General features: G+C 66.3%; 26 protein-coding genes and 3 tRNA genes. 16 read left to right on the top strand and 13 right to left on the bottom strand.

The window, feature by feature from the left end; translation table 11 throughout:
• Positions 1-464: 464 nt before the first annotated feature.
• Positions 465-716 (bottom strand): hypothetical protein, encoded by a 252-nt coding sequence (locus tag DIZ26_RS31390; protein ID WP_112248110.1) that lies wholly within the window; start codon positions 714-716, stop codon positions 465-467.
• 688 nt (positions 717-1,404) lie between these two features.
• On the opposite strand from DIZ26_RS31390, the gene DIZ26_RS37625 reads away from it, so the two are divergent.
• Both DIZ26_RS37625 and DIZ26_RS31380 read left to right on the top strand, forming a co-directional pair.
• Positions 1,405-2,319: a nucleotidyltransferase domain-containing protein gene (locus DIZ26_RS37625; protein WP_157979868.1), complete on the top strand. Its 915-nt coding sequence runs from the start codon at positions 1,405-1,407 to the stop codon at positions 2,317-2,319.
• A 3-nt stretch (positions 2,320-2,322) separates the two neighbouring features.
• The gene (locus DIZ26_RS31380; RefSeq protein WP_157979867.1) at positions 2,323-2,973 is read left to right on the top strand and encodes a Cap15 family cyclic dinucleotide receptor domain-containing protein; all 651 of its coding nucleotides are present in this window, start codon (positions 2,323-2,325) and stop codon (positions 2,971-2,973) included.
• A gap of 100 nt (positions 2,974-3,073) precedes the next feature.
• On the opposite strand, the gene DIZ26_RS31375 is transcribed toward DIZ26_RS31380, so the two are convergent.
• From DIZ26_RS31375 to DIZ26_RS31365, 3 genes are all read right to left on the bottom strand, one after another.
• Complete coding sequence (locus tag DIZ26_RS31375) at positions 3,074-3,721, bottom strand: DUF5677 domain-containing protein (protein ID WP_112248103.1); 648 nt, start codon at positions 3,719-3,721, stop codon at positions 3,074-3,076.
• Between the two features lie 61 nt (positions 3,722-3,782).
• Entirely contained in the window at positions 3,783-4,325 is a 543-nt protein-coding gene (locus tag DIZ26_RS31370) for a flavoprotein (protein ID WP_157979866.1), read from the bottom strand.
• Positions 4,322-5,515: a helix-turn-helix domain-containing protein gene (locus DIZ26_RS31365; protein ID WP_232828734.1), complete on the bottom strand. Its 1,194-nt coding sequence runs from the start codon at positions 5,513-5,515 to the stop codon at positions 4,322-4,324. Before DIZ26_RS31365 ends, DIZ26_RS31370 begins: the two co-directional genes overlap by 4 nt.
• A 549-nt stretch (positions 5,516-6,064) precedes the next feature.
• On the opposite strand from DIZ26_RS31365, the gene DIZ26_RS31360 reads away from it, so the two are divergent.
• The 10 genes from DIZ26_RS31360 (at position 6,065) to DIZ26_RS31315 (ending at position 14,231) form a co-directional block, all read left to right on the top strand.
• Positions 6,065-6,313 carry a DUF6284 family protein gene (locus DIZ26_RS31360; protein ID WP_112248099.1) on the top strand — a complete coding sequence of 83 codons (249 nt, stop codon included), beginning with the start codon at positions 6,065-6,067 and terminating at the stop codon, positions 6,311-6,313.
• Positions 6,310-6,534 (top strand): hypothetical protein, encoded by a 225-nt coding sequence (locus DIZ26_RS31355; protein ID WP_112248097.1) that lies wholly within the window; start codon positions 6,310-6,312, stop codon positions 6,532-6,534. Before DIZ26_RS31360 ends, DIZ26_RS31355 begins: the two co-directional genes overlap by 4 nt.
• A complete protein-coding gene (locus tag DIZ26_RS31350; protein ID WP_112248095.1) occupies positions 6,531-7,391 on the top strand; it encodes an ABC transporter permease in 861 nt (286 codons plus the stop codon). Before DIZ26_RS31355 ends, DIZ26_RS31350 begins: the two co-directional genes overlap by 4 nt.
• A 2-nt stretch (positions 7,392-7,393) precedes the next feature.
• Entirely contained in the window at positions 7,394-9,616 is a 2,223-nt protein-coding gene (locus DIZ26_RS31345) for a cell division protein FtsK (protein ID WP_112248093.1), read from the top strand.
• Between the two features lie 199 nt (positions 9,617-9,815).
• On the top strand, positions 9,816-10,175 hold the full coding sequence (locus tag DIZ26_RS31340; RefSeq protein ID WP_112248091.1) for a hypothetical protein: 360 nt from the start codon (positions 9,816-9,818) through the stop codon (positions 10,173-10,175).
• Positions 10,172-10,594, top strand: a complete 423-nt coding sequence (locus DIZ26_RS31335) for an RRQRL motif-containing zinc-binding protein (protein ID WP_112248089.1) — start codon at positions 10,172-10,174, stop codon at positions 10,592-10,594. The genes DIZ26_RS31340 and DIZ26_RS31335 overlap by 4 nt, the downstream gene beginning before the upstream one ends.
• Positions 10,595-10,616: 22 nt before the next feature.
• Entirely contained in the window at positions 10,617-11,489 is an 873-nt protein-coding gene (locus DIZ26_RS31330; RefSeq protein ID WP_112248087.1) for a bifunctional DNA primase/polymerase, read from the top strand.
• Positions 11,486-12,784 carry a DUF3631 domain-containing protein gene (locus DIZ26_RS31325; RefSeq protein ID WP_112248085.1) on the top strand — a complete coding sequence of 433 codons (1,299 nt, stop codon included), beginning with the start codon at positions 11,486-11,488 and terminating at the stop codon, positions 12,782-12,784. Before DIZ26_RS31330 ends, DIZ26_RS31325 begins: the two co-directional genes overlap by 4 nt.
• A 32-nt stretch (positions 12,785-12,816) precedes the next feature.
• Entirely contained in the window at positions 12,817-13,023 is a 207-nt protein-coding gene (locus DIZ26_RS31320; protein ID WP_112248083.1) for a helix-turn-helix domain-containing protein, read from the top strand.
• Positions 13,020-14,231, top strand: coding sequence for a tyrosine-type recombinase/integrase (locus DIZ26_RS31315; RefSeq protein ID WP_112248081.1), 1,212 nt, complete (start codon positions 13,020-13,022; stop codon positions 14,229-14,231). Before DIZ26_RS31320 ends, DIZ26_RS31315 begins: the two co-directional genes overlap by 4 nt.
• Positions 14,232-14,305: 74 nt before the next feature.
• Here DIZ26_RS31315 and DIZ26_RS31310 read toward each other — a convergent pair.
• The 3 genes from DIZ26_RS31310 to DIZ26_RS31300 form a co-directional block, all read right to left on the bottom strand.
• Positions 14,306-14,378 (bottom strand) — tRNA-Phe (locus DIZ26_RS31310).
• Between the two features lie 51 nt (positions 14,379-14,429).
• Positions 14,430-14,506: transfer RNA gene (locus DIZ26_RS31305), tRNA-Asp, on the bottom strand.
• 59 nt (positions 14,507-14,565) lie between these two features.
• Positions 14,566-14,638, bottom strand: a tRNA-Glu gene (locus tag DIZ26_RS31300).
• Positions 14,639-15,390: 752 nt separating this feature from the next.
• On the opposite strand from DIZ26_RS31300, the gene DIZ26_RS31295 reads away from it, so the two are divergent.
• Both DIZ26_RS31295 and DIZ26_RS31290 read left to right on the top strand, forming a co-directional pair.
• Positions 15,391-15,741, top strand: coding sequence for a metallopeptidase family protein (locus DIZ26_RS31295; protein ID WP_112248079.1), 351 nt, complete (start codon positions 15,391-15,393; stop codon positions 15,739-15,741).
• Between the two features lie 9 nt (positions 15,742-15,750).
• Positions 15,751-16,392 (top strand): hypothetical protein, encoded by a 642-nt coding sequence (locus DIZ26_RS31290; protein WP_112248077.1) that lies wholly within the window; start codon positions 15,751-15,753, stop codon positions 16,390-16,392.
• Here the strand turns inward: DIZ26_RS31290 and DIZ26_RS31285 are convergent.
• From DIZ26_RS31285 to DIZ26_RS31270, 4 genes are all read right to left on the bottom strand, one after another.
• Positions 16,389-17,120, bottom strand: coding sequence for a polyprenol monophosphomannose synthase (locus DIZ26_RS31285; RefSeq protein ID WP_112248075.1), 732 nt, complete (start codon positions 17,118-17,120; stop codon positions 16,389-16,391). The genes DIZ26_RS31290 and DIZ26_RS31285 overlap by 4 nt on opposite strands.
• Positions 17,121-17,241: 121 nt before the next feature.
• Positions 17,242-17,826 carry a D-sedoheptulose-7-phosphate isomerase gene (locus tag DIZ26_RS31280; protein ID WP_112248073.1) on the bottom strand — a complete coding sequence of 195 codons (585 nt, stop codon included), beginning with the start codon at positions 17,824-17,826 and terminating at the stop codon, positions 17,242-17,244.
• 24 nt (positions 17,827-17,850) lie between these two features.
• On the bottom strand, positions 17,851-18,882 hold the full coding sequence (locus DIZ26_RS31275; RefSeq protein WP_112248071.1) for a LacI family DNA-binding transcriptional regulator: 1,032 nt from the start codon (positions 18,880-18,882) through the stop codon (positions 17,851-17,853).
• Between the two features lie 287 nt (positions 18,883-19,169).
• Complete coding sequence (locus tag DIZ26_RS31270; RefSeq protein WP_112248159.1) at positions 19,170-19,559, bottom strand: STAS domain-containing protein; 390 nt, start codon at positions 19,557-19,559, stop codon at positions 19,170-19,172.
• 187 nt (positions 19,560-19,746) lie between these two features.
• On the opposite strand from DIZ26_RS31270, the gene DIZ26_RS31265 reads away from it, so the two are divergent.
• Positions 19,747-20,520 (top strand): DNA alkylation repair protein, encoded by a 774-nt coding sequence (locus DIZ26_RS31265; RefSeq protein WP_112248157.1) that lies wholly within the window; start codon positions 19,747-19,749, stop codon positions 20,518-20,520.
• Here DIZ26_RS31265 and DIZ26_RS31260 read toward each other — a convergent pair.
• Together DIZ26_RS31260 and DIZ26_RS31255 are read right to left on the bottom strand one after the other, a co-directional pair.
• The gene (locus DIZ26_RS31260) at positions 20,517-22,016 is read right to left on the bottom strand and encodes an MFS transporter (protein WP_112248069.1); all 1,500 of its coding nucleotides are present in this window, start codon (positions 22,014-22,016) and stop codon (positions 20,517-20,519) included. The genes DIZ26_RS31265 and DIZ26_RS31260 overlap by 4 nt on opposite strands.
• 28 nt (positions 22,017-22,044) lie before the next feature.
• Positions 22,045-22,755: a hypothetical protein gene (locus tag DIZ26_RS31255; RefSeq protein WP_112248067.1), complete on the bottom strand. Its 711-nt coding sequence runs from the start codon at positions 22,753-22,755 to the stop codon at positions 22,045-22,047.
• A gap of 233 nt (positions 22,756-22,988) precedes the next feature.
• Here DIZ26_RS31255 and DIZ26_RS31250 point away from each other — a divergent pair, with 233 nt between their 5' ends.
• Positions 22,989-23,813, top strand: coding sequence for a DUF4397 domain-containing protein (locus tag DIZ26_RS31250; protein ID WP_232828729.1), 825 nt, complete (start codon positions 22,989-22,991; stop codon positions 23,811-23,813).
• The last annotated feature ends 5 nt before the right edge of the window (positions 23,814-23,818 follow it).

The raw sequence follows: 23,818 nt of genomic DNA, 5'->3' as shown, positions 1-23,818 counted from the left end.
TCCGCCCAGTCCTCCACGTTCAACACCTCATGATCGTCATGGGTGGGTCAGAATTCCGCCGGAACCAGAGGGTCAGTATTCAGCCGGAAGCGACAAGCCCGAGGCTGATCACCGGCCAGAACACAGCATGAGGGCCGGGAGGAACTGCGACCCGGCTTTCACGCTGCCGCAGAGACCTTTAGGCCGGTGCGCTTTGCCCCATCGTTAGCGGCTTCCGAAGCTGGATGCGCCCACCTCCCGTGGCACACTCTCATCGCTTTGAGCGGTGAGCAACCGGCGCTCGTACGAGTTCCCCTAGCTCTGCGCTTAGGTTCCTCGATGACGTCGAGCTCTTTGGTTCTCTGGACCAGCGCCTCTCTAGTCCGCTCTACTTGATGAATTCGCCACTGTTGCTCGTCCCGCCAGGCCGCTCGGCTGACAACGACTGGCCGAGCGGAAGCTCGATGACTATTCCTCCAGTTGGCTCAGTTGGCCATCTTCGATGTTGCGGCGTTTGATCGAGTCGCCGTCCGGCTCGAGGAAGAGCAGCCGGACCGAGGCGTGTCGGAGCAGACCCGGAACTTGAGGTCGGGGTACTGCTGGCAGATCAGATTCAGAGACAGACCCATCGCGTCCAGGCTCATTGCGGCGTCGAACAGCTTGGTCGACGGCACCTCGTGGGAGAACTCGGTACGGCTGGTGAAGATCGCGGTAACGCCTGCCAGCTCGGCCGGCATTGCGGGCGCGGCGGCTGCGGGTGTCTCCGAAGGCTCGTGGTTCTCGCCGGGCCAGGGGGAACATCGGCCTACCGGGGTCCTGGGGGCTTCATCGCGGACGCGGCGAGACGAGCGCCGAGTTGGAGGTGGCGTGGGCGATTGCTCTGGGCGATCCGAGAGTGACCAGGCTCACCGGGCGGCGCGAGTGGCGGCGAGGCGGTCGTGGGTGGGCGGTTAGCCCGAAGTCGCGGCGTAGCCGCAAGAGAGGCCGGGTGGGCGGGAGCGGGCGTAGTGACCGCGACGGAGGAGCGGTTGCGGAGCGCGCGTGGGAAAGAAAAGCCCTCGGCCGGAGCGGAGGGAGACGAGGTGGTCAGGGGCGGTCTCGAACCGCCGACCTTCCGCTTTTCAGTTCGACAGACGATCTCGTCCGGGCTCGCAGCGCCGTTCTACCGTGTCGTTCGCTGACGGAACACTCATGTGCCAGGTGCTGGCTGTTGCTGGACTAACTGCTGGACGGGGCGGCCGCTGGCGTGCCCGGCCGATTCGCGGCGGCTCGCAGGGGGAGTCAGTGACGCGAACCGCTAGGCCTCGACCGCGCGCCATGGGATACGGGGCCGCCTTGGCCCTTGCCATGTAGCGCTCAATCGGTCGAGGATTGGCAGACGCCAGGGGGATCTGGCACGGTATTCATCGTCTGGGGGAAGTTGTAATGGGATTGTCGGCTAAAGAACGTGAAGCGCTCTTGACTCAATGGATCAAGCCATCCAGTGACAGCGAGCAAGATCAGCAGGAACGCGCTGAGCGGATGGTCAAGAACGCTGTCAGTGCAAGTGACCAGCTGAAACGTAGTCGCCACCGCATCTACACCAAGGGAAGCTATCGGAACAATACAAACGTTCGGCGCGACAGTGACGTCGACGTTGTCGTAGAACTCTATGAATGCGTATATTACGACTATTTCCCGGGCGTGACTCCAGAATCCAAGTCAGACTCCTACACAGGATCCTGGAACCCGACTACGTGGCGAACGGCGATTCGACAGGCATTGGAGAACTACTTCGGGGCGTCGGAGGTTGACAGTTCCGGAAAGATAGCGATTGAGATCTCCGAGAAACTTGGGAGTCGGCCGAGTACTGACGTTGTCCCGAGTTTCGAGTATCACCGATACGACTCGGCCGATCAGAGCAACTATCACGTCGGCAGTTGTGTGTTCACACGCGATACGGAAACCAAGATTGTCAACTGGCCGCAGCAGCAGTATGACAACGGCGTTGCGAAGAACAACCTCACGGGCGGTCGCTACAAGAGGTTCGTGAGGGCCTTGAAGAACGCGGAGAACGTCTTGGTGGCGGCGGGGAATATTTCGGACTTGCCTTCTTATTTCATGGAATGTCTTGTCTACAACGCGTCAAACTACAGCTTGAAGTATGGCTCCAGTCTGAGCGATGGGTTCTCTCAGACGTTAGTCGATTTGTATGGCGACCTTAATGATGGGACGGCGTTCGATACGTGGCAGGAACCTAATGAGCTAAAGTGGTTATTCAAGGGCGCCCAAAAATGGTCCGTGGAAGACGGTAAAAAGCTTATCGCGGAAACCTGGAGTTATCTCGGGTACGGGGACTGACTGGTGACGCGGCCGACCGCACCCGTGCGTCTGGCGATACTGGCTGTCGGAATTGTCTACAGCATCATTCTTTACCTGTCCGGCGTGGAATTGGACAGTTTCTTCAAGCGTCTCGCTGCCGTCTTACCCGCTCTCGGCGCGATTGCGGTCACCTTCTGGGACGTGCTGCTTTGGCGGATGCCCTTGTTTAAGCACCTGACACGGCGACCGCGTATTGATGGCCTCTGGAGCGTCGAGTTGACGCCGACTGCTGAGAGTCACATCCCGCCCGGTGGCAATAAGGGCCCCATTCCGGCGTATATGACCGTCAGTCAAAGCTACTGGTCGGTCCATGTTCGGCAATTCACTGCGGAGAGTTCTAGTCGGAGTCGTACGTTTTTCTGGTGGCAGGCCAATGGGGCTGATATCGAATGCTTGACCTTCATCTACGAGAATGATCCGAAGCAATCGCATCAGCATAGGAGCGGTCGTCACGTAGGCACCTGCGTCTTTGACATAGCAACTAGATCCCCAAGGCTGCTCTCCGGGGTCTATTTCACCGACAGGTACACAAAGGGTGACCTGGAGGCACAGCTTATCGATCGAACGAAAGGCTACTCCTCATTCGATGACATTGAGAACTACATCAATATGAGGAAACAGGTCGCACCGTAACCATCCACCTAATGGGATCGAGCGCGCAGGCGACTCTGTAGGATGTGGGACTCAGTGTCAGAAGCTGATTGGCTCGCATAGGTCTCGCCCGTTGGTTTGCTTAATCTGCCGTCATCTGTCTCTCGATTTCCTCAAGTTCAGTAGTCCACGGCTGCCCCTTGAGGAGATGGTTGAAAGCGCCAGAGGCAATGAGAAGGAAGATCGACAGTGCTAGCTTGACGTCGGTTTCCGCGAAACGCTTACTGTCTTTTAGCAGGACTCTCTGTCCGTCTGTCTCGTCGACGTACGACTCTGCGCTTAGAAGGCTCGGATGGCACGTGGCTGTTTCGGTCAACCAAGCGACCATAATTTCTGAGAATCCATATTTCTGGCATTGATGAGTGAACTTTAGATAGGTTTCCTGTGGTGATGGGTCGATCTCGGCGTCAAGGATTCGGCTGAGGTCCTCCCTGGTGATACTCCAGCCCTCGCCAAGGTTATCCGCCGTCAACTTTGTTCGTCCTTGGTGTTGGCGGCTAAGTGCATCGAGTGCTGTTTCCTTGGCGTCTACGAGCCAATACAAAGCAACCGCGTGCTCGATGATTGACCGCCGCAGTGGAGATGCCTCATCGCCGAAGTCGTTCGAATGGAGCAAGAGGAGTGCTCGACAGGTCTGCCGGATGCGCACGTACCAACCGTGTGCAACTCCCGCCAGATCTGCGCTGGCGTCTTCGAAGGCGACGTTCTCAAGGTCGTCATAGAGGGCCATGAGTCGGTCGATAGGTTCTGTCATTGTCACTCCAGCGTCCTCGCAGTTGGTGGTTCAGCCATCACGAGTCGGTTGCTTGAAGTCGATCCAAGACCCATTCCCACCGGAAGTCGTTCGCCACCTGCTGGCCTGTGCCGGATTCGATGGGCTCGACTGTGGCGATTGAACCGGTGTGCGGATCAGTGATCCGAACCCCGGCATACCGGAGCACTGCGAGCGAGGCGAGCCAAGCCGGATGACCGGTTAGGTCGGACTTCGCGAATGGAACGGCGACGGTTGGCGTCCGCGACCCGAGCGCGGCGCATAGCGTGGTTAGCGAGTAGGTGTGGGCGTTCCCGTTCGCCCAAGCGTTGAGGGTGTTGAACGTCATGGGGACGACGGCGACAGCGTCGGCCGGTGGGGTGCGCTTCGGCTGGTCTGGGGTGCGGTTGCCCGTGATGACAGGGGCACCTCCTAGGTCCTGGTCGGCGAGCCAGGGCATAGCGGCGCCGGTGGGGATGACGTAGGGGTCCCAGCCGTGCTCGCGGGCGGCCCGGACACCGTCACCGGCTCGGGATGCCAGGGGAGCGCCACAGACGACGATGTAGAGGGTCTTGCTGGTCAATCTAGGACTCCTGCTCGGTTCGCGATGGCGGTAAGGGCTGGGGTGGGTTTGCGAGAGCGGCGGAGTAGTTCGCGGACCAGCTCGCGGGCGATGGTGTGGTAGCGGATCGCTTCGGGGGCGACGCGTTCGGCCTGCTGGAGGTGGAGGATCGCTTCCATGTCGTTCTTCGCCTGGGTTTGTGCCCATGCGAGGTCGATGTGGAGGCGGGATCGGCGGCCCTGGAGGCCCGCCGGCAGTGTGCTCGAGTCGATTTCGGTGGCGGCCCGAAGTACGTCGTACGGGTCGCCGAACTCGGATGCCACCGAGGCGCGGTGGATCTGGACGTTGGTAGGCCCGAACGCTGTCCACCAATGGTTGCCGTCGTGGCCCAGGAGGTCGGCAAGCTGCCCCGCCGTACCCAGGCGCTCCGCGGCGGTGGAGCGGTCGGTGCGGCGTGCAGCGATGACTGACGAGATGAGCCACAGGGAACCGGCGAGCGAGACGGTGTCTGGCGTGTCGGACCCGATCAGCGGCATGAGGCCCTCGGCGGACCGTATGGCCACGCGCTCGGCATCGTCGATGCGCTCGCTTCGCAGGAGCGCGATCACGACCTGATAGGCGGCCATACCCTGCGCGGCCTTGGAGTCGGCCGCGAGGGCGGCGTGGGTTGCGCGGTCGGCGGCCAACCAGCCGAGCTGGTGCTCACCCACCTTGGTCAGGAGCTTTGCGGCGGCCACGTAGACCGAGCATCGAGCGAGATGCGTCTCGCGGTCCTCGCGTCCCTGGTAGCCGTCGAGTGCGTCGGCCGCCTCGATCAAGGCGGGCAACATCTCAGTCGCGCGGTGGTACTCCGCCGCCTGGTATGCCTGGTGGACCTGGACAGCTCCCGTGCGGAGCTGGGGGAGTGGCCACGGAGCCGCCTGCTCGCCCAGTAGGTGGTGGTAGCTCGCGAGCTGGCTTCGTACCGCATCGACTGCCGTCACTTGCTCTGGTGCGTCAGGGGCTAGGACCCAGTCGCGGCCGATCAGGTCGGCAACATCGATTCGCAAGACGGTTGCTAGGTCGTTCAGGGTGGACAGTCGATCGACGCCGCGAATCCCGCGCTCGACCTGTGAGAGCCAAGACCGCGACATTCCGACGAGGCCCGCCAGAGCGTCTTGCGACATCCCACGTCGCTTGCGGTACGCCCCGATGCGCTCCCCGATGTGCATCTGCACTTCCCCTCGTTGATCTGGTCCCTCTAGTGAACCGTGTGCCCGGTCGGGTAATGCGCACAAAAGTGCGCAGCCTGCTGAGTGCACGTCGATAGCCGGATTCGGCTTGAGGCTGAAGCCATGGACGAACCGACCACTCAGGAACTGGCCCGCTTGGGTCCGGGAGGCGCGGGAGGCACCCCTTCGGCGCGGGCCTTTCGGCGGATATATGCCGACGTGAACGGCGAGAGTCGCTCGACCTCGGTAGGGGTCACTCCCGCACGCAGAGCGGCTAACGCGGCTGCTAGCACTGCTTGCCGCGCCTCTTCGTGGGCGGATTCGGTCTCTCGGTACCTGGTGGTGGCGGCCGAGAGCGCTTCCCTTGGATCACTCATCAAACCAGTGTATCGCTCCTCCATTGCGCAACTCTCGCCGAAGGCATATGGTGTTGCGCAACACGGTATCGCTTCAAGTTCTGGTTCGGCTTACAAGAGCGACGCCCCGGCGGCTGGCACCGCCGAGGCGTCCGGGCTGCACCAGTCCCTCTACGAACAGGAGCAGAACCCAATGAGCATCATCCACCTGTCGGTCGTCGCTGGCGAGGAACCGTCTGCCGCCGAGCTGGCCGCTATCGAGCGCGAGTGGCCGCTGATCGCGGCTGAGCTGGACCTCCTGGACGCGCAGATCGCGTTGATCAACGCGGGGCCGAACGCGTCGGTATTGGACGGCCGCCGCGTTCGCCGCGCCGCCCATCGCGTGATCGAGACCGCCCGCGTGCTGGCCGACCGCGACCCGAAGACGGAGGTTGTGGCATGACCGCCGCCGTTGCCGAGTTGCCGGTCTCTGATCTTGTCCAGGTCGATCTCGGCTGGTGGAAGCTGGCCGGTTACGACCTGGTCCAGGTCGTCTCGCCCCGTACGGCGCTGGGGACGGCGTGGATCGTCTGGCACGGGGACCACGTCTTGCACACCGCCGACACGCTGCCGCATGCGGGCGGCTGGGTCGCTAGCCATCTGACGGGAGGTCAGGCGCGATGAGCACTCCGCTGCGTACGTCGTACCCGGTCCCGGTTGAGGACCTGATCCCGGCCGCACGCCGACTCGCGGCCGAGCTGGGCGAGGTTCCGTCGCAGAACCGGCTGATGAAGCACCTGCGGATCGGCAAGGACAAGGCCAAGGCCGTACACGCCGCCCTGACCGACGAGCACACCGACGCCCGTCCAGAGACCCGGTTGCATTCGGTGCCGGACCCGGACGAGACCACCGCTGACACCACGATCGCGGAGTTGGCTCCCGAGCCTGTTGAGGAGGAGTTTCCGCAGGTCACGGCGCCTGTAGCTCCGGTTCCGGCGCTTCGTCCGGGCTGGCTAGGCCGGTTCCCGCGGCTGACCCGGCGCGGCGGCATCTCCCCGGCCGACGAGCCCACGGCGGACACCGGGGCTGAGACCGGGGACGAGATGCGCCCGGTTCGGTCGTGGCCGGTGCTGCTGCTGGCGCTGCCTGCGTTCGTCGCGGTCTGGTCCGGCTGGGTCGGTCTCGGTGAGCTGACCGGGTTCGGTGTCGTGCACCCGCTGCCGGGGATCGCGGACGGCTTCACGATCAACTCTGCAATCACGCTTCCGATCGGTGTCGAGACCTATGCCGCGTTCGCGCTGCGGGTGTGGCTGTCCGGCCGCGTCCCGGCCAAGGCACGGCAGTTCGCCAAGGTCTCCGCACTGTCCGCACTCGCACTCGGAGCGCTCGGGCAGGTTGCCTACCACCTGCTAGAGGCCGCTGGCGTCACCGCCGCTCCCTGGCCGATCACAACCACTGTTGCCTGCCTGCCCGTCGCCGTGCTCGGCATGGGCGCCGCGCTAGCTCACCTGATCCACACCCGCGAGAACGGGAGCCACTGACCATGACCGAGCCGATGAACAACCTGCCTCACCCGATCGACCTGGACGCCCACCGCGCCCGCCGCGACGACGTACAAGACGCCGCAACCGAGGCAGCGCACGCCCCCGAGGAAACGGCCGGCGTACTGGTCCCGCTGTCGCCGGACGAGGTCCAGAGCATGGACACCGCCTACGAGATCGCGTTGGACGACACCGACGACGACCCGGCCACCGGCAAGGTCATCGTTCCGGTAGACACGCCCGGTCTGCCGGTACCGGTCGCGGACGGGCAGCGGCTGCCGATCATCCCGACCCACCTCCACCCGCAGAACCTACGCGCCACCACCACCCGCGCACTGGCCCGCGCTGGCCACGTGACCGCGTTCCATGCGGTCCGATCGCCTTGGTATGCAACCAAGTTCGGCTGGTTCGCCGGTCGCGGTCTGTCGCGGCTGATCGGTCGGCAGATGCGGTGGTGGTGGGTGCCGAACTCGGTGCAGTTGGAGCAGAAGGCCGCCGACGCCGGGGAGCTGAAGGAGTGGGAGAAGATCCACCGTCAGCTCAAGGCCACGCGCATGTGGCGCGGTCTGGTCCTCGCGGCACAGAACCTGGGTCTGCTGATCGGGCTGCCGATCGCGTGGAACGCGGCTCCGGCCGCTGGTCTCGCGGTCGCGGGTGCGGCGGCGGTCGCCGGGCTGGCGCACTACGGAAGACCTGCAGGTCAGACCGTACTCGGTACCGCCGTGGTCGCTCCCCGGTACCGCAAGCTCAACTCAGACATCGTGCTCCGGGCGTACTACGCGGCCGGTCTCGGCAAGCCCGACCGTGCCGATCAGGAGGTCCGGTTCGGCTCGCCCATGTCCCGCGATGCCAAGAACACCGGTTCCCAGGTCGTCGTGGATCTGCCGTACGGCAAGAGTTGGTCCGATGTGGTGGGTGTGCGGGAGAAGATCGCGTCCGGTCTCGATGTGCACCTGAATCAGGTGTTCCTGACCCCGGACAAGACCAGCTCGCGGCGGCACACGTTGTTCGTGTCCGACCGTGACCCGCTGGCGGTACCGGTGGGCCGCACGGACATGCTGGACTGCAAGCCGCGGTCGATCTGGGACCCGGTGAAGTTCGGCAAGGACGAGCGGGACGCGCTGGTCCGGCTGCCGCTGATGTGGAACTCGCTGCTGGTCGGTGCCCAGCCCCGTAAGGGCAAGACGTTCGCCGCCCGGCTCGTGGCCCTGCACGCCGCGCTGGACCCGTTCGTGAAGCTGGTCGTTGTCGATGGCAAGAATTCTCCGGACTGGCTGGGGTTCAAGAAGATCGCGCACCGGACCGTGTTCGGGACGCACCCGAACCCGAACGATGACAACCCGATTGAGCACCTGCAAGCGATCCTCGATGAGGTGCTGGCCCACATCGATCGGGTGAACAGTGTCCTGACCAAGTTGCCGGTCACGATGTGCCCGGACGGCAAGCTGACCAAGGAACTCGCTCGTGACCCGCGCTACCCGGATCTGCGGGTGCTGGTGATGGTGATGGAGGAGTTCCAGGTCTACTTCGAGACCGAAGACCAGGCCGTGAACAAGGAGATCGCGGCGAAGCTGTCGCGGATTCAGGCGGTCGGTCCGTCGGCGGGTGTGATCATCGAGTCCAGCTCGCAGAAGCCGTCAGGTGTCGGCGCGGGTGACGTGGGCCGGTTGTTCAACCGGTACCGCGACAACCACTCCACCCGGTTCGCGCTCAAGTGCGGCAACCGGATCGTGTCCGAAGCCGTCCTCGGTGGCGACGCCTACGCCGAGGGGTTCGATGCATCCTCGCTGCCGGTCGGGGACGAGTACCGAGGTGTCGGCTACCTGTACGGGGTCACCGACGCCACGCCCACGGTGCGCACGTTCCTCGCGGACGCGGCCGACGCGGACAAGATCCTGACCGCCGCCCGCAAGCACCGTGAGCAGCTCGGCACGCTGACCGGTGAGGCGGCCGGTGAGGCGCTGGAGCGGGCGACCCGTGACGTGCTGGCCGACGTGCTGACCGTGATGGGGCCGGACGGCAAGGCGCACTGGGACACGATCGCCGGACGCCTGGCGAACCAGATGCCGGAGCAGTACGACGGCACGACGCCGGAGGCGATCTCCGCGCAGGCCCGCGCGCTCGGTGTCCCGTCGGTGAACGTCAAGCGCGACGGCGTGGTCCGCAAGGGCGTCAGCGCCGACGATCTCCGCGCCGCGATGACCCGCCACGGCAGCGCCAACTGATCACCAGACTATCTACAGAGAGTAATCAACTGCACTGAGGGTGCGGGACGGGTGAGGTAGCGCCCTAGACGCTACCGGTAGCGCTCGCGCTACCCGTCCCGCTACCCCGCAACCCAACTCCCACCAGGCCGTATATCCGCAGGTAGCGGGTCGCGGCCACGGTCCCACACGCCCAAAAACCGGCCCTTGGAGGCTCACCATGCTGTCCCGCGCCGCTACCGCCACCCTGACCGCCGCTACCCACGGTAGCGACAGCGCTGCCGCCCCCGCTACCCTCGCCGCGACCATCGATACCGCTGGACAGGTCGCGACGGTCGTACTGATCGTGATCGTCGCTGTCGCGTTCTACCTGCTCACCTGTCTGATCTGGCCGTTCGGCAAGTGCCGCCGCTGCAAGGGCGTCGGCAAGTTCAAGTCCCCGTTCGGCAAGGCCTACCGACACTGCGGCAAGTGCGAAGGCTCCGGGCTACGAGTCCGGCTCGGACGCCACGTCATCAACCACATGCGCGCGGTCCGGGGCGCCGGGCAGAATTCCACCAGCAAGGCCGACAAGCGATGAGCGCCGTACTCGACGGTCTCAGCCTGCACCCCGCCAAGTCGTGCTGGATCGAGCTGTGGAACGGCCAACAGGCCCTCGGATGGGACTACCACGGAACGCCGGTGTTCAAGTTCCGGTGGGCGCCCGCAGGTCTGGCCACCCGCCGCCAGCTCCGGGCGATGCGCATGTCTCCCGGAGGTCAGGAACCGTACGCGCTGCTCGTGTGGCGCAACGGGAAGCGGTGGGCCTGGCTGTACCGGCTGGATCTCGCCAGACCGTCGCGAGTCCCGTCGCCGTTGCAGCTCAACGCCCTGGACAAGGCGATGCAGGCCCGCCGCACCTGCGGACTCTGCGGGACCGTCACCGACTACTGCATCCCCACCTCAGACGGCCGATGCCTCGACTGCATCGACGCCGCCAACTACCCGCACGCCGCCTAGTCCACCTCGAGAGGAGATCCCGATGAACGACCTGCTGACCGCCGCCGTCGCTGCCGCCAAGCGCGGCTGGCCGGTGTTCATGCTCGGTCGCTCCAAACGGCCCGTTGCCAACTGCAACGACTGCCGCGACAACCCGCACGACCCGGCCACCTGCGGGCACCTGACCTGCCACGGCTTCTACGCCGCCACCACAGACCCCGAACGCGTCGCCGCGATCGTCGCCGCTGTCCCGGCCGGACAGCTCGCCGTACGGACCGGAGCCGTGGCCGGGTTGGTGGTGATCGATGTGGACCCCGCGCACGGCGGAGGCGTGAGCCTCGCGGAGCTGGTGACGCACGAGCTCGTCCCGCGCACGCTGTGGGTCCGTACCGGCTCCGGTGGGGTTCACCTGTACTACCGCCACCCCGGCCGCGAGATCGGCTCACGCCCGATGCCAGGCCGGGCCGGGATCGATGTGAAGGCTGACGGCGGGTACGTCGTGCTGCCGCCGTCGATCCACCACCGCACCGGCCAGCCCTACCGATGGGGTGACGGATCGGCAGAACCGATCGAGATGCCCCGCGCGCTGATCGAAGCGTGCCTGCCTCCTATGCCGGCCGATTCCACTGCCCACCCGGCCGGGCCGATCCGGACCACCCGAGCGGGGGGCATCTCCAACCCTCACAGCCTCCTGACGTCCACGCTGAACGCCGTACGCAACGCACCCGAGGGCAAGCGCCGAACGACGCTCTACGGCGCCGCGAGGGGCGTTGCGCGGATGGTCGCGGCCGGTGCGATCAGCCGAGACGACGCGATCTCCGCACTCACCGATGTGGGCCAGCAAGTTGACCAGACCGCCCGCGATATTCGAGCCGCTATCGCTGGTGGCTTCCATGACGAAGGGATTGCTGCATGACCTCCGAGACCACCGATCAGAGGGAGTCGATCGACGGTGCCCGGCTTCTGGACGACGTGGCCGCCGCAATCACCCGGTACGTGATCCTCCCCAGTCCGTCCGCGCTGATTGCCGTGGTGCTGTGGATCGCCGCGACCCATGCGGTGAAGGCATGGAACTGCGCGCCCCGGCTGGTGATCCGCGCCCCCGAGCGGCGGTGCGGGAAGTCGCGGCTGCTGGACATGGTGGAGGCGCTGTGCCACCGGCCGCTGATGACCGTGAACGCGTCGCCGTCGGCGGTCTATCGCTCGATCGGCATGGCACCGTCCGACCCGCCGACGCTGCTGATCGATGAAGCCGACACGATCTTTGGACCCAAGGCAGGAGAAAACGAAGACCTACGCGGACTGCTCAACGCGGGACACCAGCGCGGCCGTCCGGCGCTGCGGTACGACGCCGGGTCGCGGTCGGTGGAGAAGATCCAGACGTTCGCGATGGCAGCCCTCGCGGGCATCGGCGCCATGCCGGACACGATCGAGGACCGCGCCGCCGTCATCCGGATGCGGCGCCGCGCACCCGGCGAACAGGTCGCCCCGTACCGGGTTCGGCGTGACGGTCCCGAGCTGGACGAGCTGCGCCAGCTCCTGAACCAGTGGCTCGCACCGCAGGTGATCGAGCTGACCAAGGCCGCACCCGACATGCCGCTCGAAGACCGCGCCGCCGACACCTGGGAACCGATGATCGCCGTTGCCGACCTAGCAGGCGGAGACTGGCCCCGGGCCGCCCGGAAGGCCGCCGTAGCGCTCACCAGCGACCGCGACGCGGGCGACGAAACCTCCACACCGACCCGGCTCCTGATCGACTGCCGTACCGCGTTCCAAGACGCCGACGCACTCCCCACCGGTGAGCTGCTGAAGCGGCTGCACAGCAACCCCGAAGCGCCCTGGGCGACCATCGGCAAAGCCGGACTCACCGCGATGCGGATGGGCAACCTGCTGCGCGACTTCGAGATCCACAGCGAGACCATCCGGTTCCCGACCGGGCAAGCCAAGGGCTACTACCGCAGCGCCTTCACCGACGCCTGGAACCGCTACTGCCCTGAGCCCAAACCCTCCGACGGGGAAGCCGTACCAGCCGTACCAGCCTCGTTATCGCAGGTCAGCCCCAACGAGGCTTCCACCCCTGGTACGGCTCAAGCCGTACCACGCACTCAAGCCTCTTCGACCCTGACCAGGGAAAACGAGGCTGGTACGGCTGGTACGCCTTGGGTCCCCCGAGCTGTACCCGACATGACCGACGACCGAGCGACCGCATGAGTACGGCCGGACAGAACGGAGCTCCACGCGACATGACGACGGTTCAGATTGCTGACGCAGAACGGCTGCTGATCACCACCGAGGATGCCGCCGCTCGGCTCGGAATTCACCGCTCAACTCTCTACGACCTGATCCGTACTCGGAAGCTGAAGACCGTGAAGATCGGCGCTCGCCGGTTGGTGCGGGTCTCGGCTCTGGAAGAGGCAATCCAACTCCTGGAGGAGGAGACCGCAGCATGAAGGCATCCAATGGCGAGGGGTCGATCTACTACCGCAGCAGCAGGGGACTGTGGGTTGGATCGGCGTACCTGCTGATGGCCGACGGCACCACCCGACGGAGGGAGGTCTCCAACAAGTCCAAGGATGTGGTGATTCGCAAGCTACGAGACCTGCAATCCAAGTCGGATAAGGGAATCCCGGCTGAGGCGACGAACTGGTACGTCGACGCCTATCTCACCTACTGGCTGAAACACATCGTGAAACCCACGAGGAAGCCCAAGACTCACCAGGGGTACGACGTGGTGGCGCGGGTGCATCTCATCCCGCACATCGGCCGGAAGAAGCTGCACAAACTGACCGGTGCCGACGTTCGGGTACTCATGAAGCGAGTGCGGAACACCTGCCTGTGTTGCAGGCATGGATACGACGAACGGCGCGGCGACAAGGCGAAATGCTGCGCTATTGGACAGTGCTGCGAGCGATTCCCCTCAGATCGGCTCGTGGAGCAGGTGCATGCCGTTCTGAGGAATGCGCTGCAGGCCGCGGTGAGGGAGGAGGTTTTGCAGCGGAACGTGGCCAAGCTGGTCCAGGTCGAGGGCGCGCAGTACGACACGAACCGGGGAGCGACCGAGGAACAGGCCCGGCTGTTGCTGAAGGAGGCGAAGCCGACGCGGCTGCACGCGTTGTTCGTGCTGGCGCTGTTCATGGGCCTACGACGAGGTGAGTTGCTCGGGCTGAAATGGGAAGACATCGACTGGGCCGAGAAGACGCTCACGGTCCGCCGAACCTTGCAGCGCGTTGACGGGGCGCTGCGGGCCGTGACGCCAAAGACGAAGACGTCTCGACGGACGGTGCCGCTGATCGATGTGTGCCTAGACGCGCTGAGGACCCACAAGGCTTTGCAGGCGAAAGAGCGGCTGGCGGCCGGGCAGAAGTGGGTGGATACCGGGTACGTGTTCACGACCGAGATCGGTTCGGCGATCGAGCCGGACAACCTGCGGCGGGCGTGGTACCCGCTGCGCGAGGCGGCCGGGCTGGGGGAGATGCGCTTCCACGATCTCCGGCACTCGTGTGTGACCTTGCTCCTACGACTCAAGGTGCCCCCGCACATCGTGCAGGCGATCGTGGGTCACGCGGACGTGCAGGTGACGATGGCGATCTACGCTCACGCATCGATGGAGGATCAGCGGAAGGCGCTGGATCAGCTCGCTGAGGCGGTCGCCGGATAGACGTTGCTGGACCTGTTGCTGGACTAGCGGGAGGATCGGCGGTTCTCAGAGCGAGAAACCGCAGGTGAGAGAGGTGGTCAGGGGCGGTCTCGAACCGCCGACCTTCCGCTTTTCAGGCGGACGCTCTACCAGCTGAGCTACCTGACCGGGAGAGAAAATATGGCGGCGGTGTGTGGACACCCGCCGCCACTTCTCTCCTGGCGACCCAGACGGGACTCGAACCCGCGACCTCCGCCGTGACAGGGCGGCACGCTAACCAACTGCGCTACTGGGCCAGATTGCTCGATGATGCTACACCATCTTGCGAGCCTTGCTGACATCGGTCTTTCGACCGTATCCCCAACGGGATTCGAACCCGCGTTACCGCCTTGAAAGGGCAGCGTCCTAGGCCACTAGACGATGGGGACTCGGACCGCGGGAGCCGAAGCTCCAGGGACAGCCGTAAGCATAGAGGACACCGGGCTGAGGTCCAAAACGAGTTCCTGGCAAGGGGGAATGGGGGGAGGGAGGCGAGGGGTGGGGTGGGCGGGCGAAGGCGTGGAAGGGGCAGTGGTGAGGGCGATGGCGCGGCAAAGCGCAGGGCGCGAGGGCGCGAGGGCGCGACGGCGCGAGGACGCGACGACGCGAGGCGCGAGACGGGAGGCGCGAGGCGCGAGGACGCGAGGAGTGCGAGGCGCGAGGTGGGAGGACGCGAGGAGTGCGAGGCGCGAGGTGCGAGGACGCGAGGACGCGAGGCGCGAGGACGCGAGGACGCGAGGACCGTGACGATGCAAGGACCGACGACGCGAGGGCGCGAGGAGCGCGAGACGCGAGACGCGAGGGAAGGGCTGAGGGGGCGGCGAGTGTCGAGGCGGTAGGAGGCCGCGGAGGGGCTGAGGGGGCAGAAAGGCTGTGAGGGCCTGAGGAAGGCGGGGAGGCCGTGGCAGGAGGGCTGTGAGGGCCTGAGGAAGGCGGGGAGGCTGTCGAAAGGGCTGTGAGAAGGCCGGGTGGGCGTGGGGGCGATCTGGCGCGGGTGGTGATGCGTGGGGTGCTGGTGGAGGCGGCGGAAGGGCTGCGGCGGGTGGGGAGGGGCAGAGGGCGTGTGGGTGGGCTTAGGGGGTGCTGCGTCGGCGTACGGCGTACCGGGTGGGGGTGTGGGGTGGGTCACTAGGGTGGTGGGGTGATTGAGATGAGTCGGGCGGACTTCGAGGGGTTGGTGTCGGAGGCGTTGGATTTGGTGCCGGCTGAGTTGGCGGCGTTGATCGACAACGTTGCTGTGTTCGTCGAGGACGATGCGCCGGCGAGTGATCCGGAGTTGCTCGGGGTCTATGAGGGGATTCCGTTGACCGAGCGAGGTCACTACTACGGCGGCGTACTGCCGGATCGGATCACCATCTATCGCAATCCGACGTTGTCGATCTGCGAGACCGTCGAGGATGTTGTCGACGAGGTGAATATCACTGTCGTCCATGAGATCGCTCATCATTTCGGCATCGACGACGCGCGCCTGCACGCCCTTGGGTACGGCTAACCTCAGGTCGTGCCGTCACTTTCTCCGCTGGCCAAGCTGATCGCAGCCGGCGTGGCCTTCGCTGTGCTGGTCGTCGGCGGGCTGATCGTCCGGTACGCCGGAGCGGAGCACTCCGCGATCGAGCCGGCCCCTTCGGTCACCTCTGGTACCCCGGCCGAGGTGGTTCCGTCGCGCAATCCTCGCCGCGATCCTGATGTCGACCGTGGGACTCCGATCAACTACGGCGTGTTCGTCGAGATCCCGCGCGGCTGGACGAGGCAGAGCGTCGAGGGCATCCTCGTGACGTCGCCGGGCCGTGGCGCGGCCCAGGTCTTCGTGGTGAACCATCCGGTGCCGTCCGCCGGTCTTCTGCGTCCGGACGTCGAGGCATTCGCCGACACGATGGAGTTGGAGAATCTCAAGATCGGGACCGTGCGGCAGATCCCGCCGCCGAACCTGAACGTCAGCGAGGCGTTCGTGGTCAGCTTCACCAGCCACTACACCGAGGACGGCGTGACGTACCAGCTCTCCGGCGACTGCACGCGGCTCCGGGGACTCGCCAGTATCAACGACGTCAGTGTGAGCCTCTGCTACGTCGCGCAAGGCGAGTACCTCGACGCCGTGCGCGCCGAGGTGACCGCTATGAGCGGGTCGGTGGCTCGGTCGATCTAGGAGCGCTTGAAGAGGAGTTTCCAGGGCATCAGGGCGGATTCGAGCTGGACCTTGAGCGTCATCTTCGATGCGCCGACCGTGCGCTCCTCGAAGCGGATGGGGACCTCGGCGATGCGGAGGCCGCGGCGTACGGTTCGGTAGTTCATCTCGACCTGGAACGAGTAGCCGTTGCTCTGGATGGTCGAGACGTCGATCGCGCGCAGGGTGTCTGCCTTCCAGGCCTTGAAGCCGGCCGTGGCGTCCTTCACGTGCAGGCGCAGGATCGTGTTCACGTAGACGTTCGCGAACGCCGACAGCAGTCGCCGGTGCCAGGCCCATTCGGCCGCGGCGGAGCCACCTTCGACGTACCGCGAGCCGATCACCACTCCGGCGTCGGTCGTCCGCAGGGTCTCGACCATGGTCGGGATCACCGAGGCCGGGTGGGACAGGTCGGCGTCCATCTGGATGACGATGTCCGCGTCCTCGGCCAGGGCGCGGGTGATGCCCGCGATGTAGGCGCGGCCGAGGCCGTCCTTCTCGGTCCGGTGCAGGACGGCGACCTGGTCGGGCGCCTTCTCGGCCAGTTCGTCGGCCACGGCACCCGTGCCGTCGGGGGAGTTGTCGTCCACCACCAGCATCTGCAGGCCGGGCAGCCGCAGGTCCGAGAGCAGGCCGGCCAGGACGGGCAGGTTCTCCCGCTCGTTGTAGGTCGGCACGACGACGATGATCTTGGAGGAGCTCTCGCCCATGAACATTCCTTCTTCGGTACGCCGGACGCCAATGCGGGGGACACAGGACGCTACCAGTTCGGGGCGGCGGACCGGGCGCACAGGGTTCGCCCGGTCCGCCGCGCGGGCGGAAGTGGTGCGATCAGCAGGCGGTCGCCCATTGGTCGACCAGCTCACTGACGAGGTGCAGCGCGACCAGATGCATCTCCTGGATCCGGGCGGTCTCCTCCGCCGGTACGACGATCGCCAGGTCGGCCGCGGCCGCCAGGGCGATCCCGCGGGTGGAGGTGAAGGCCACCGAGCACGCGCCGCGCGAGCGGGCCATCGCGAGGCCCTTCACCACGGTCGGCGACGTACCGGAGGTGGTGAAGCCGATCACCATGTCGTTCGGCCGCGCCAGGGCCTCCACCTGGCGGGAGAACACTTCGTCGTAGGAGTAGTCGTTGGAGATGCAGCTCGTCACGGCCGCGTCGCCGACCAGGGCAACGGCGGGTAGCGGCCGCCGTTCCCGCAGGTAGCGGCCGATGAGTTCACCGACCAGGTGTTGGGCGTCGGCAGCGGATCCTCCGTTGCCGTAGGTGTAGAGCACTCCGCCCGAGTCCAGTCGGCGGATGAGCTCGTCGGCGACCTGTTGGATCGCGTCCAGCTGGCTGTGCATCGCGTAGGCGACCTCGGCGTGACGGTCGAGCTGCCGGGCGATGACTCGGTCCACATAAATTTGGGTCATGTGGACGGTGGTACGCCAGTTTTGCTAGTTGCGGGGAGCCGTTCCGGTGGATCCGCGCACAATCAGCCGCGGTGCGACCCGGATCGTGCGATGTCTGACCGGCAATTCGTCCCGGATCCGGGCCAGCAGCAGTTGCGCAGCGCTACGGCCTATATCCACAGTGTGTTGGTCGACGGTGGTGATTCCGGGCTGGACGAGTGACATCCAGGGCACGTCGTCGTACGCCGCGAGGCTGATCTTGTGCGGGATTCGCAGCCTGCGGTGCTTGATTTCGGCCAATGCGCCCTGCGCCAGCACGTTGTTGGCGGCCATGATCGCGGTGACGTGGTGGTCGTTCAGCAGTTCCCGGGTGCTTTGCCGGGCGGCGTCGGCGTCGAAGCTGGTGTAGACGATCAGCTCCTCGTCGAGATCGATTCCAGCAATTTCGTGAGCTGCCCGGAATCCGGACAGTCGGCCGGCTCCGGTCGACCATTTCGTCTCGTCGATCAGCAGGCCGATCCGCTCGTGGCCGAGGTCGATCAGGTGCTGTGTCAGCTCCTGGGCGCCCGCTTTGTTGTCGCTCAGGACCGCGTCGGAGCCGGCCCGGCCGAGTCGCCGGTCGGCGCAGACGACGTGGATGCCGTTGTCCTGCAACATCTTCGAGCAGCCCGCGGCGACCGGGGTGACGATCACGCCGGCGACCTGCATCGCCAGCAGCGTCTCGGCCGCGTGCATCTCCTCGTCGGGGTCGCCGTTGTCGTTCACCAGGATCATCTGGTGGCCCTCGGCGCGCAGTACTTCCTCCACCCCCGCGGCCAGGTCGGCGTAGAACGGGTTGCGCAGGTCGGAGATCAGTACGCCGATCGCCGTCGACGTGCGGCTGCGCAGGTTCCGGGCCATGTGGTTCGGGACGTACCCGAGCCGCTGGGCGACCGCCTGGACCCGCTCCCGGACCTCGCGGGAGGCGTAACCACGGGTGTGCAGCGCGCGCGAAACGGTCGACGGGGACACGCCCGCCTCCCGGGCGACGTCTTGCACGGTCGGCCGGCTCGCCTGCTTCTTCGAATCCCCAGTCACGCCGTCATCGTAGGGCCCCGGCCACCTCCCAGGAGCGGTTCTGGCCCTCGTGGCTCACCGGAAGATGGTGAGACGGACACCTCGCCACCGTCCGTCGGCACCCCGCAGCGCGCCACGGATCAACCCGTACGACGATCGCCCGGCCGTGCCGGTCGGCGGCCTCCAGCACTGGCTCGATCGCCCGAGTCGTGGCGGCCGATCACGTCTGGCACGGGCTCGATCGCCCGCGTCGCGCCGGTGACCGCCTTCGGCAGGGCCTCGATCGCCGGAGGCCGAGCGCCCCGCCGTCAGCTCTCGCGTTGACGGAGCGCGTCGGCGGCGGAGGCGAAGATGCGGAACTGGCCGCCGAGGCCGGTGATGGACAGTGGGCGGTCCACCGGACGGCCCACGCCGACCAATGCGAGATCGATGCCATGCTGCCCCGCGAGGCGGCGCGCTTCGACCAGATTTCCCAGCCCGGCGGAGCTGCAGAACGTCACCGCGGACAGGTCGATCAGCACGAGCCGGGCGGGTGGTACGACGGCGGCCCGGATCGCCTCGGCCGCCAGATCGGTGCTGGCGATGTCGATCTCCCCCGACATCCGCACCAGCAGGACCCCAGGCTCCAGCTCTTCGGTGACGGCGTCGAAAATGGTACGGACCATGTCGTGGTCCGGCGACTCCGGCTGGCTCGTCACGGCCATCCTCCCCGAGGGCGGCTCCGCGGACGCCGGTCGGTCCTGGCGTGGGGGAACTGCCCTTCCCTCACCGTATGCCCGAACGCTGCACACCCACAACGCCCCCGCCACGAGTGACCCCGGAGCGTGATGAATCGGATTAGCGTTGCCCTGCTGGACTTCGCAACGCGTGACCGAAGGGACTCCGATGACCGTCGACGAGCTACTGTCAGCGATCGACGACGCGGCGGATCCTGCTGTCGCCGAAGTGCTGGCGCGCTATTTCCAGCTCCAGCCCGGCGGCTACGGGTTCGGCGACCGGATGATCGGCGTGAAGCTTTCCACCTTGCGCGGCATCCTGAAGCCCTACGTCCGCGCCGGCCTCCCGCTGCCCGACCTGGAGCGCGCGCTGGCCAGCCCGATCCACGAGCACCGACTCGCAGTACTGGCACTGCTGGCCGACCGTGCATCACTCGCACTGAAACCTCGTACTGCGAATCCGGCCGAGCTCGCCGAGATCTACGACCTCTACCTGCGCAACACCGCCCACATCAACAACTGGGACCTGGTCGACTGCAGCGCCCCGCAGATCGTCGGCGGCCAGCTGCTCGACAAACCCCGCGACCCGCTCTACATGTTGGTTGCCTCTAGCAACATCTGGGAACGCCGGATCGCCCTGATCGCCACCCAGCACCTGATCGGCGTCGGCCAGACCGCGGACACGTACCGCCTGGCCGCCCTGGTTCTCACCGACTCCGAAGACCTCATCCACAAAGCTTCCGGCTGGATGCTTCGCGAAGCCGGCAAACGCGTCTCCGCCGACGACCTGCTGGCCTTCCTCGACCAGTACGCCGCCACGATGCCCCGCACGATGCTCCGCTACGCCATCGAACGCCTCCCACCCGAAGTCCGGCAGCACTACCTGTCGCTGAAGAAAGTGCGATTTGTCGACAAGTCGGTTGAGGACCGCAAGGGCGGCTAGCGGGAGCCGGGGGAGTTCGAGAGCGGCGGCGACTCCAGGGCGCAGTGGCGGTGGGTGGTGACGGCGACAGGTTTGCGCGGCGCCGGGCGATGGTCGGCGAGGGTGAGCCACGCCAGTAAGGCGCCGGCGACGGCCAGGCCGCTGGAGATCCACATGGCCGTCATGAAGCTGTGGCCGAACGCGACGGGGTCCCGATAGGAGTCGCCGGTGATCCCGGCGGCGAGGGGGATGGCCGCGACTGCCATCAGTTGGGCCGATCGGGCGACCGCGTTGTTCACCCCGGAAGCGATGCCGGCGTGGTGGTCCTCGACGGACGACAGGACGGTCGCGGTCAGTGGGGCGACCGTCGACACCAGCCCGAGTCCGAGCACGACGACAGCGGGGAGGATCTCGGTGAAGTAGCCGGCGCCCGGGCCGATGCGGCGCATCAGGAGGAAGCCGCCGGCCATCAGCACCGGGCCGACCGTCATCGGGATCCGGGCACCGATCCGTTCGGACAGGCTGCCCGCGTAGCCCGACAAGGCCAGCATGAGCAGGGTCATCGGCAGCAACGCGGCGCCCGCGTGCAGGGCGTCGTACCCGAGAACCGTCTGCAGGTAGACGACGACCAGGAAGGTTGCCGTGCCCAGCGCGCCGTACACGACGACGGTGACCAGATTCGCGCCGGTGAAGCGAAGGTTCTTGAAGATTCCCGGCGGCAGCATCGGGTGCGAACTCCGCCGCTCCACCTCGACGAAGACCGCGAGAGCCACGACGCCGAGGACGAGGCTCGTCAGTACTGCGGGATCACCGAATCCGCGATCCCCGGCGCTGATCAGACCGAGCGTCAGACCGGCCAGCCCGATCGTGGCGAGCAGGGCGCCACCGAGATCGAGTTTGCCGGTGGAGGTCTCGTCGCGGGTGTCCGGGACGTGCCGCATCGCCACCAGAACGGTGATCAGGGCGAGTGGCAGGTTGATCAGGAAGATCAGCCGCCAGGAACCGTGATCCACCAGCGTGCCGCCGACGAACGGGCCGACCGCGGCCGCGACCGAAGTCAGACCCGACCAGGCGCCCACCGCCTTGCCGCGATCGGAATGCCGGAAGCTCGTCTGCAGGATCGCCAAGCTGCCCGGGGTGAGCAGCGCGCCACCGACGCCCTGCAGGACGCGCCCGCCGATCATCACGCCAAGAGTCGGCGCGACGGCGCAAACCAAGGATGCGAGCGCGAACCAGATGACGCCGATGACGAAGAGCCGCCGCCGGCCGAGCCGGTCGCCGAGTGAGCCGCTGAGCAGGATCAGCGAGGCCAGCATCAGCATGTAACCGTTGACGATCCACTGCAGCCCAGCGATCCCGGCCCCGAGGTCTTCGCCCATCGCAGGCAGGGCGACATTCACGACGGTGCCGTCGAGGAAGGCCATCCCCGAGCCGAGGGCCGTGGCGGCCAGCACCCACCTGGCCCGGGCGGTGCCGAAGGCGATCCGATCCGTGTCCTCAGGTTGCGCATCGACCATGGGCACAGCGTAAGCGTGCCGGGGGACACTAAGGCTGCAGCGGAAGATCCAATTGCAGTACTGCGAGCGACTGGCCGGCCGGGATGCCCGGCTGCACCGACATCCCTGGTGGTTCGCCGACTGCGCAGCGGCTCTCGGTCAGCTGCGGACAGATCGCGTTGCGCAGACCGCCGCCGGACACGACGAGATCGGTCGGCAGCGTGCTGTCGACATCCGCGGTCAGCGGCTTGATCGCCGCCGAGGCACGTCCCGTGGTCGACGGCACCCGCCGCACCACCGAGCCGCTGAGCCGGTAGGTCAGCTTGAACTTGGTCGGTGCCGTGATCAACGGCAGTTGGCTCGGACCGCTGAAGGTGGCCTGATCCACCGGAACCGGCTCACCGTCCGCGAGCACCGTCAGGTCGGTGACCTTCGGCTCGGTCGGTGTCATCATCCCGGGCAGATCCGCACCCGAGTCGGGTGGCCGCAGCGGCAACGTGGCGATCGCACTGCGGACGATGACGTCCTCGGTGATGTCGAAGCTGCCGTCACCCCGCGGTACTGCGGCCAGCCGGATGCCGGGTGCGGTCAGGCCGGTCCCCTCGGGCGTCGGCGGAGGCTGCACGGGGGCCGTGCCACCGCCACTCGCCAGTGCCCCGGGGCTCGGGGCCGTCGGCCCGGCGACTTCGCCGGAGCACGCGGTGGCCACGCTCAGCCCCAGTGCCAGCGTGACGAGTGCAAGTCCTCTGAACAATGACATCGGATCTCGTCCCCCAAGGACCCGGACACTTCCTCTGGTGGCCGGATCGACTTCCGCATACGATACGCCGAAATTGGCAATCGCCACTATTTCCAGAATGTTCTCGATGAGGGGGAAGAATGCTGGAACGGAGCGTGGTCAAGCCATTCCAAAGGGTTGCTAGAATGCCCAGGAAAAGCGCGACGATAATTTCGAGAATGCGAGGTCCGCATTCTCTCAGGGTAATTCCGCTGATGCTCGCGGTGATGATCGCGGCCGCCTCCGCGCTGCTCGCCGTACCGGCCGATGCCGCCGGCAAGGGTGAGTTGCACGTCATCCAGGGCCTGCCCGGGCGGTCGCTCGACATCTCCGTCGACGGGCGGACGGTCGCCCGCGGAGTCAAGGGCGCCGAGGTGGTCGGTCCGCTGGACGTGGCCGCCGGGCAACGGAAAGTGACCGCTCGCGACGGTGGCAAGGTGGTGATCGAGCGGGTCGTCACGGTAGGTGCCGGAAGCAACCTCGACGTGGTCATCCACCGGCCGGCCGCGCCGACAGCGGCACCGGTGATCACCAGTTACGCGAACAAACTGACCGGGGTACCGAAGGACAAAGCCGCGCTCCGGGTCGCGCACACCGCGGCGGTCGGACCGGCCGACATCCGGGTGAACGGGAAAGTGCTGTTCGCGAATGTGGCGAACGGGGAATCACTCGACGTGGTCGTACCGGCCGGTACCTATTCCGTCGAGATCGTGCCGGCCGGAGCGACTTCGCCGGTCGTTCTCGGGCCGTTGTCGCTGCCGGTCAAGGCGGGTTATCTGACCCGGGTCTTCGCGATCGGTGAGCCGAACTCGAAGACGATGAACGTCGTGGTGACGTCCTTGCGGCTGCCCGGTACCGGATCCGACCGTCCGGGCCTGGTGAACACGGGAACCGGCGGCCAGGCGGCCGGCCTGATGAACGGCGAGCAGTCGGCGGGCTCGATGAACGGCCGGCGGTCGCCGGTCGCGCCGATCGCACTCGTCGCCCTGCTGCTGGCAGGCGCCTCGGTCGTCACGGTACGGAAGGTCGTGCGTCGCTGAGGAGG

Source organism: Kribbella monticola (assembly GCF_003261635.1).
GTDB classification, from domain to species: domain Bacteria; phylum Actinomycetota; class Actinomycetes; order Propionibacteriales; family Kribbellaceae; genus Kribbella; species Kribbella monticola.
Note: the sequence above shows the minus strand (reverse complement) of the source record. Positions and strands in the feature narration are given on the sequence as shown.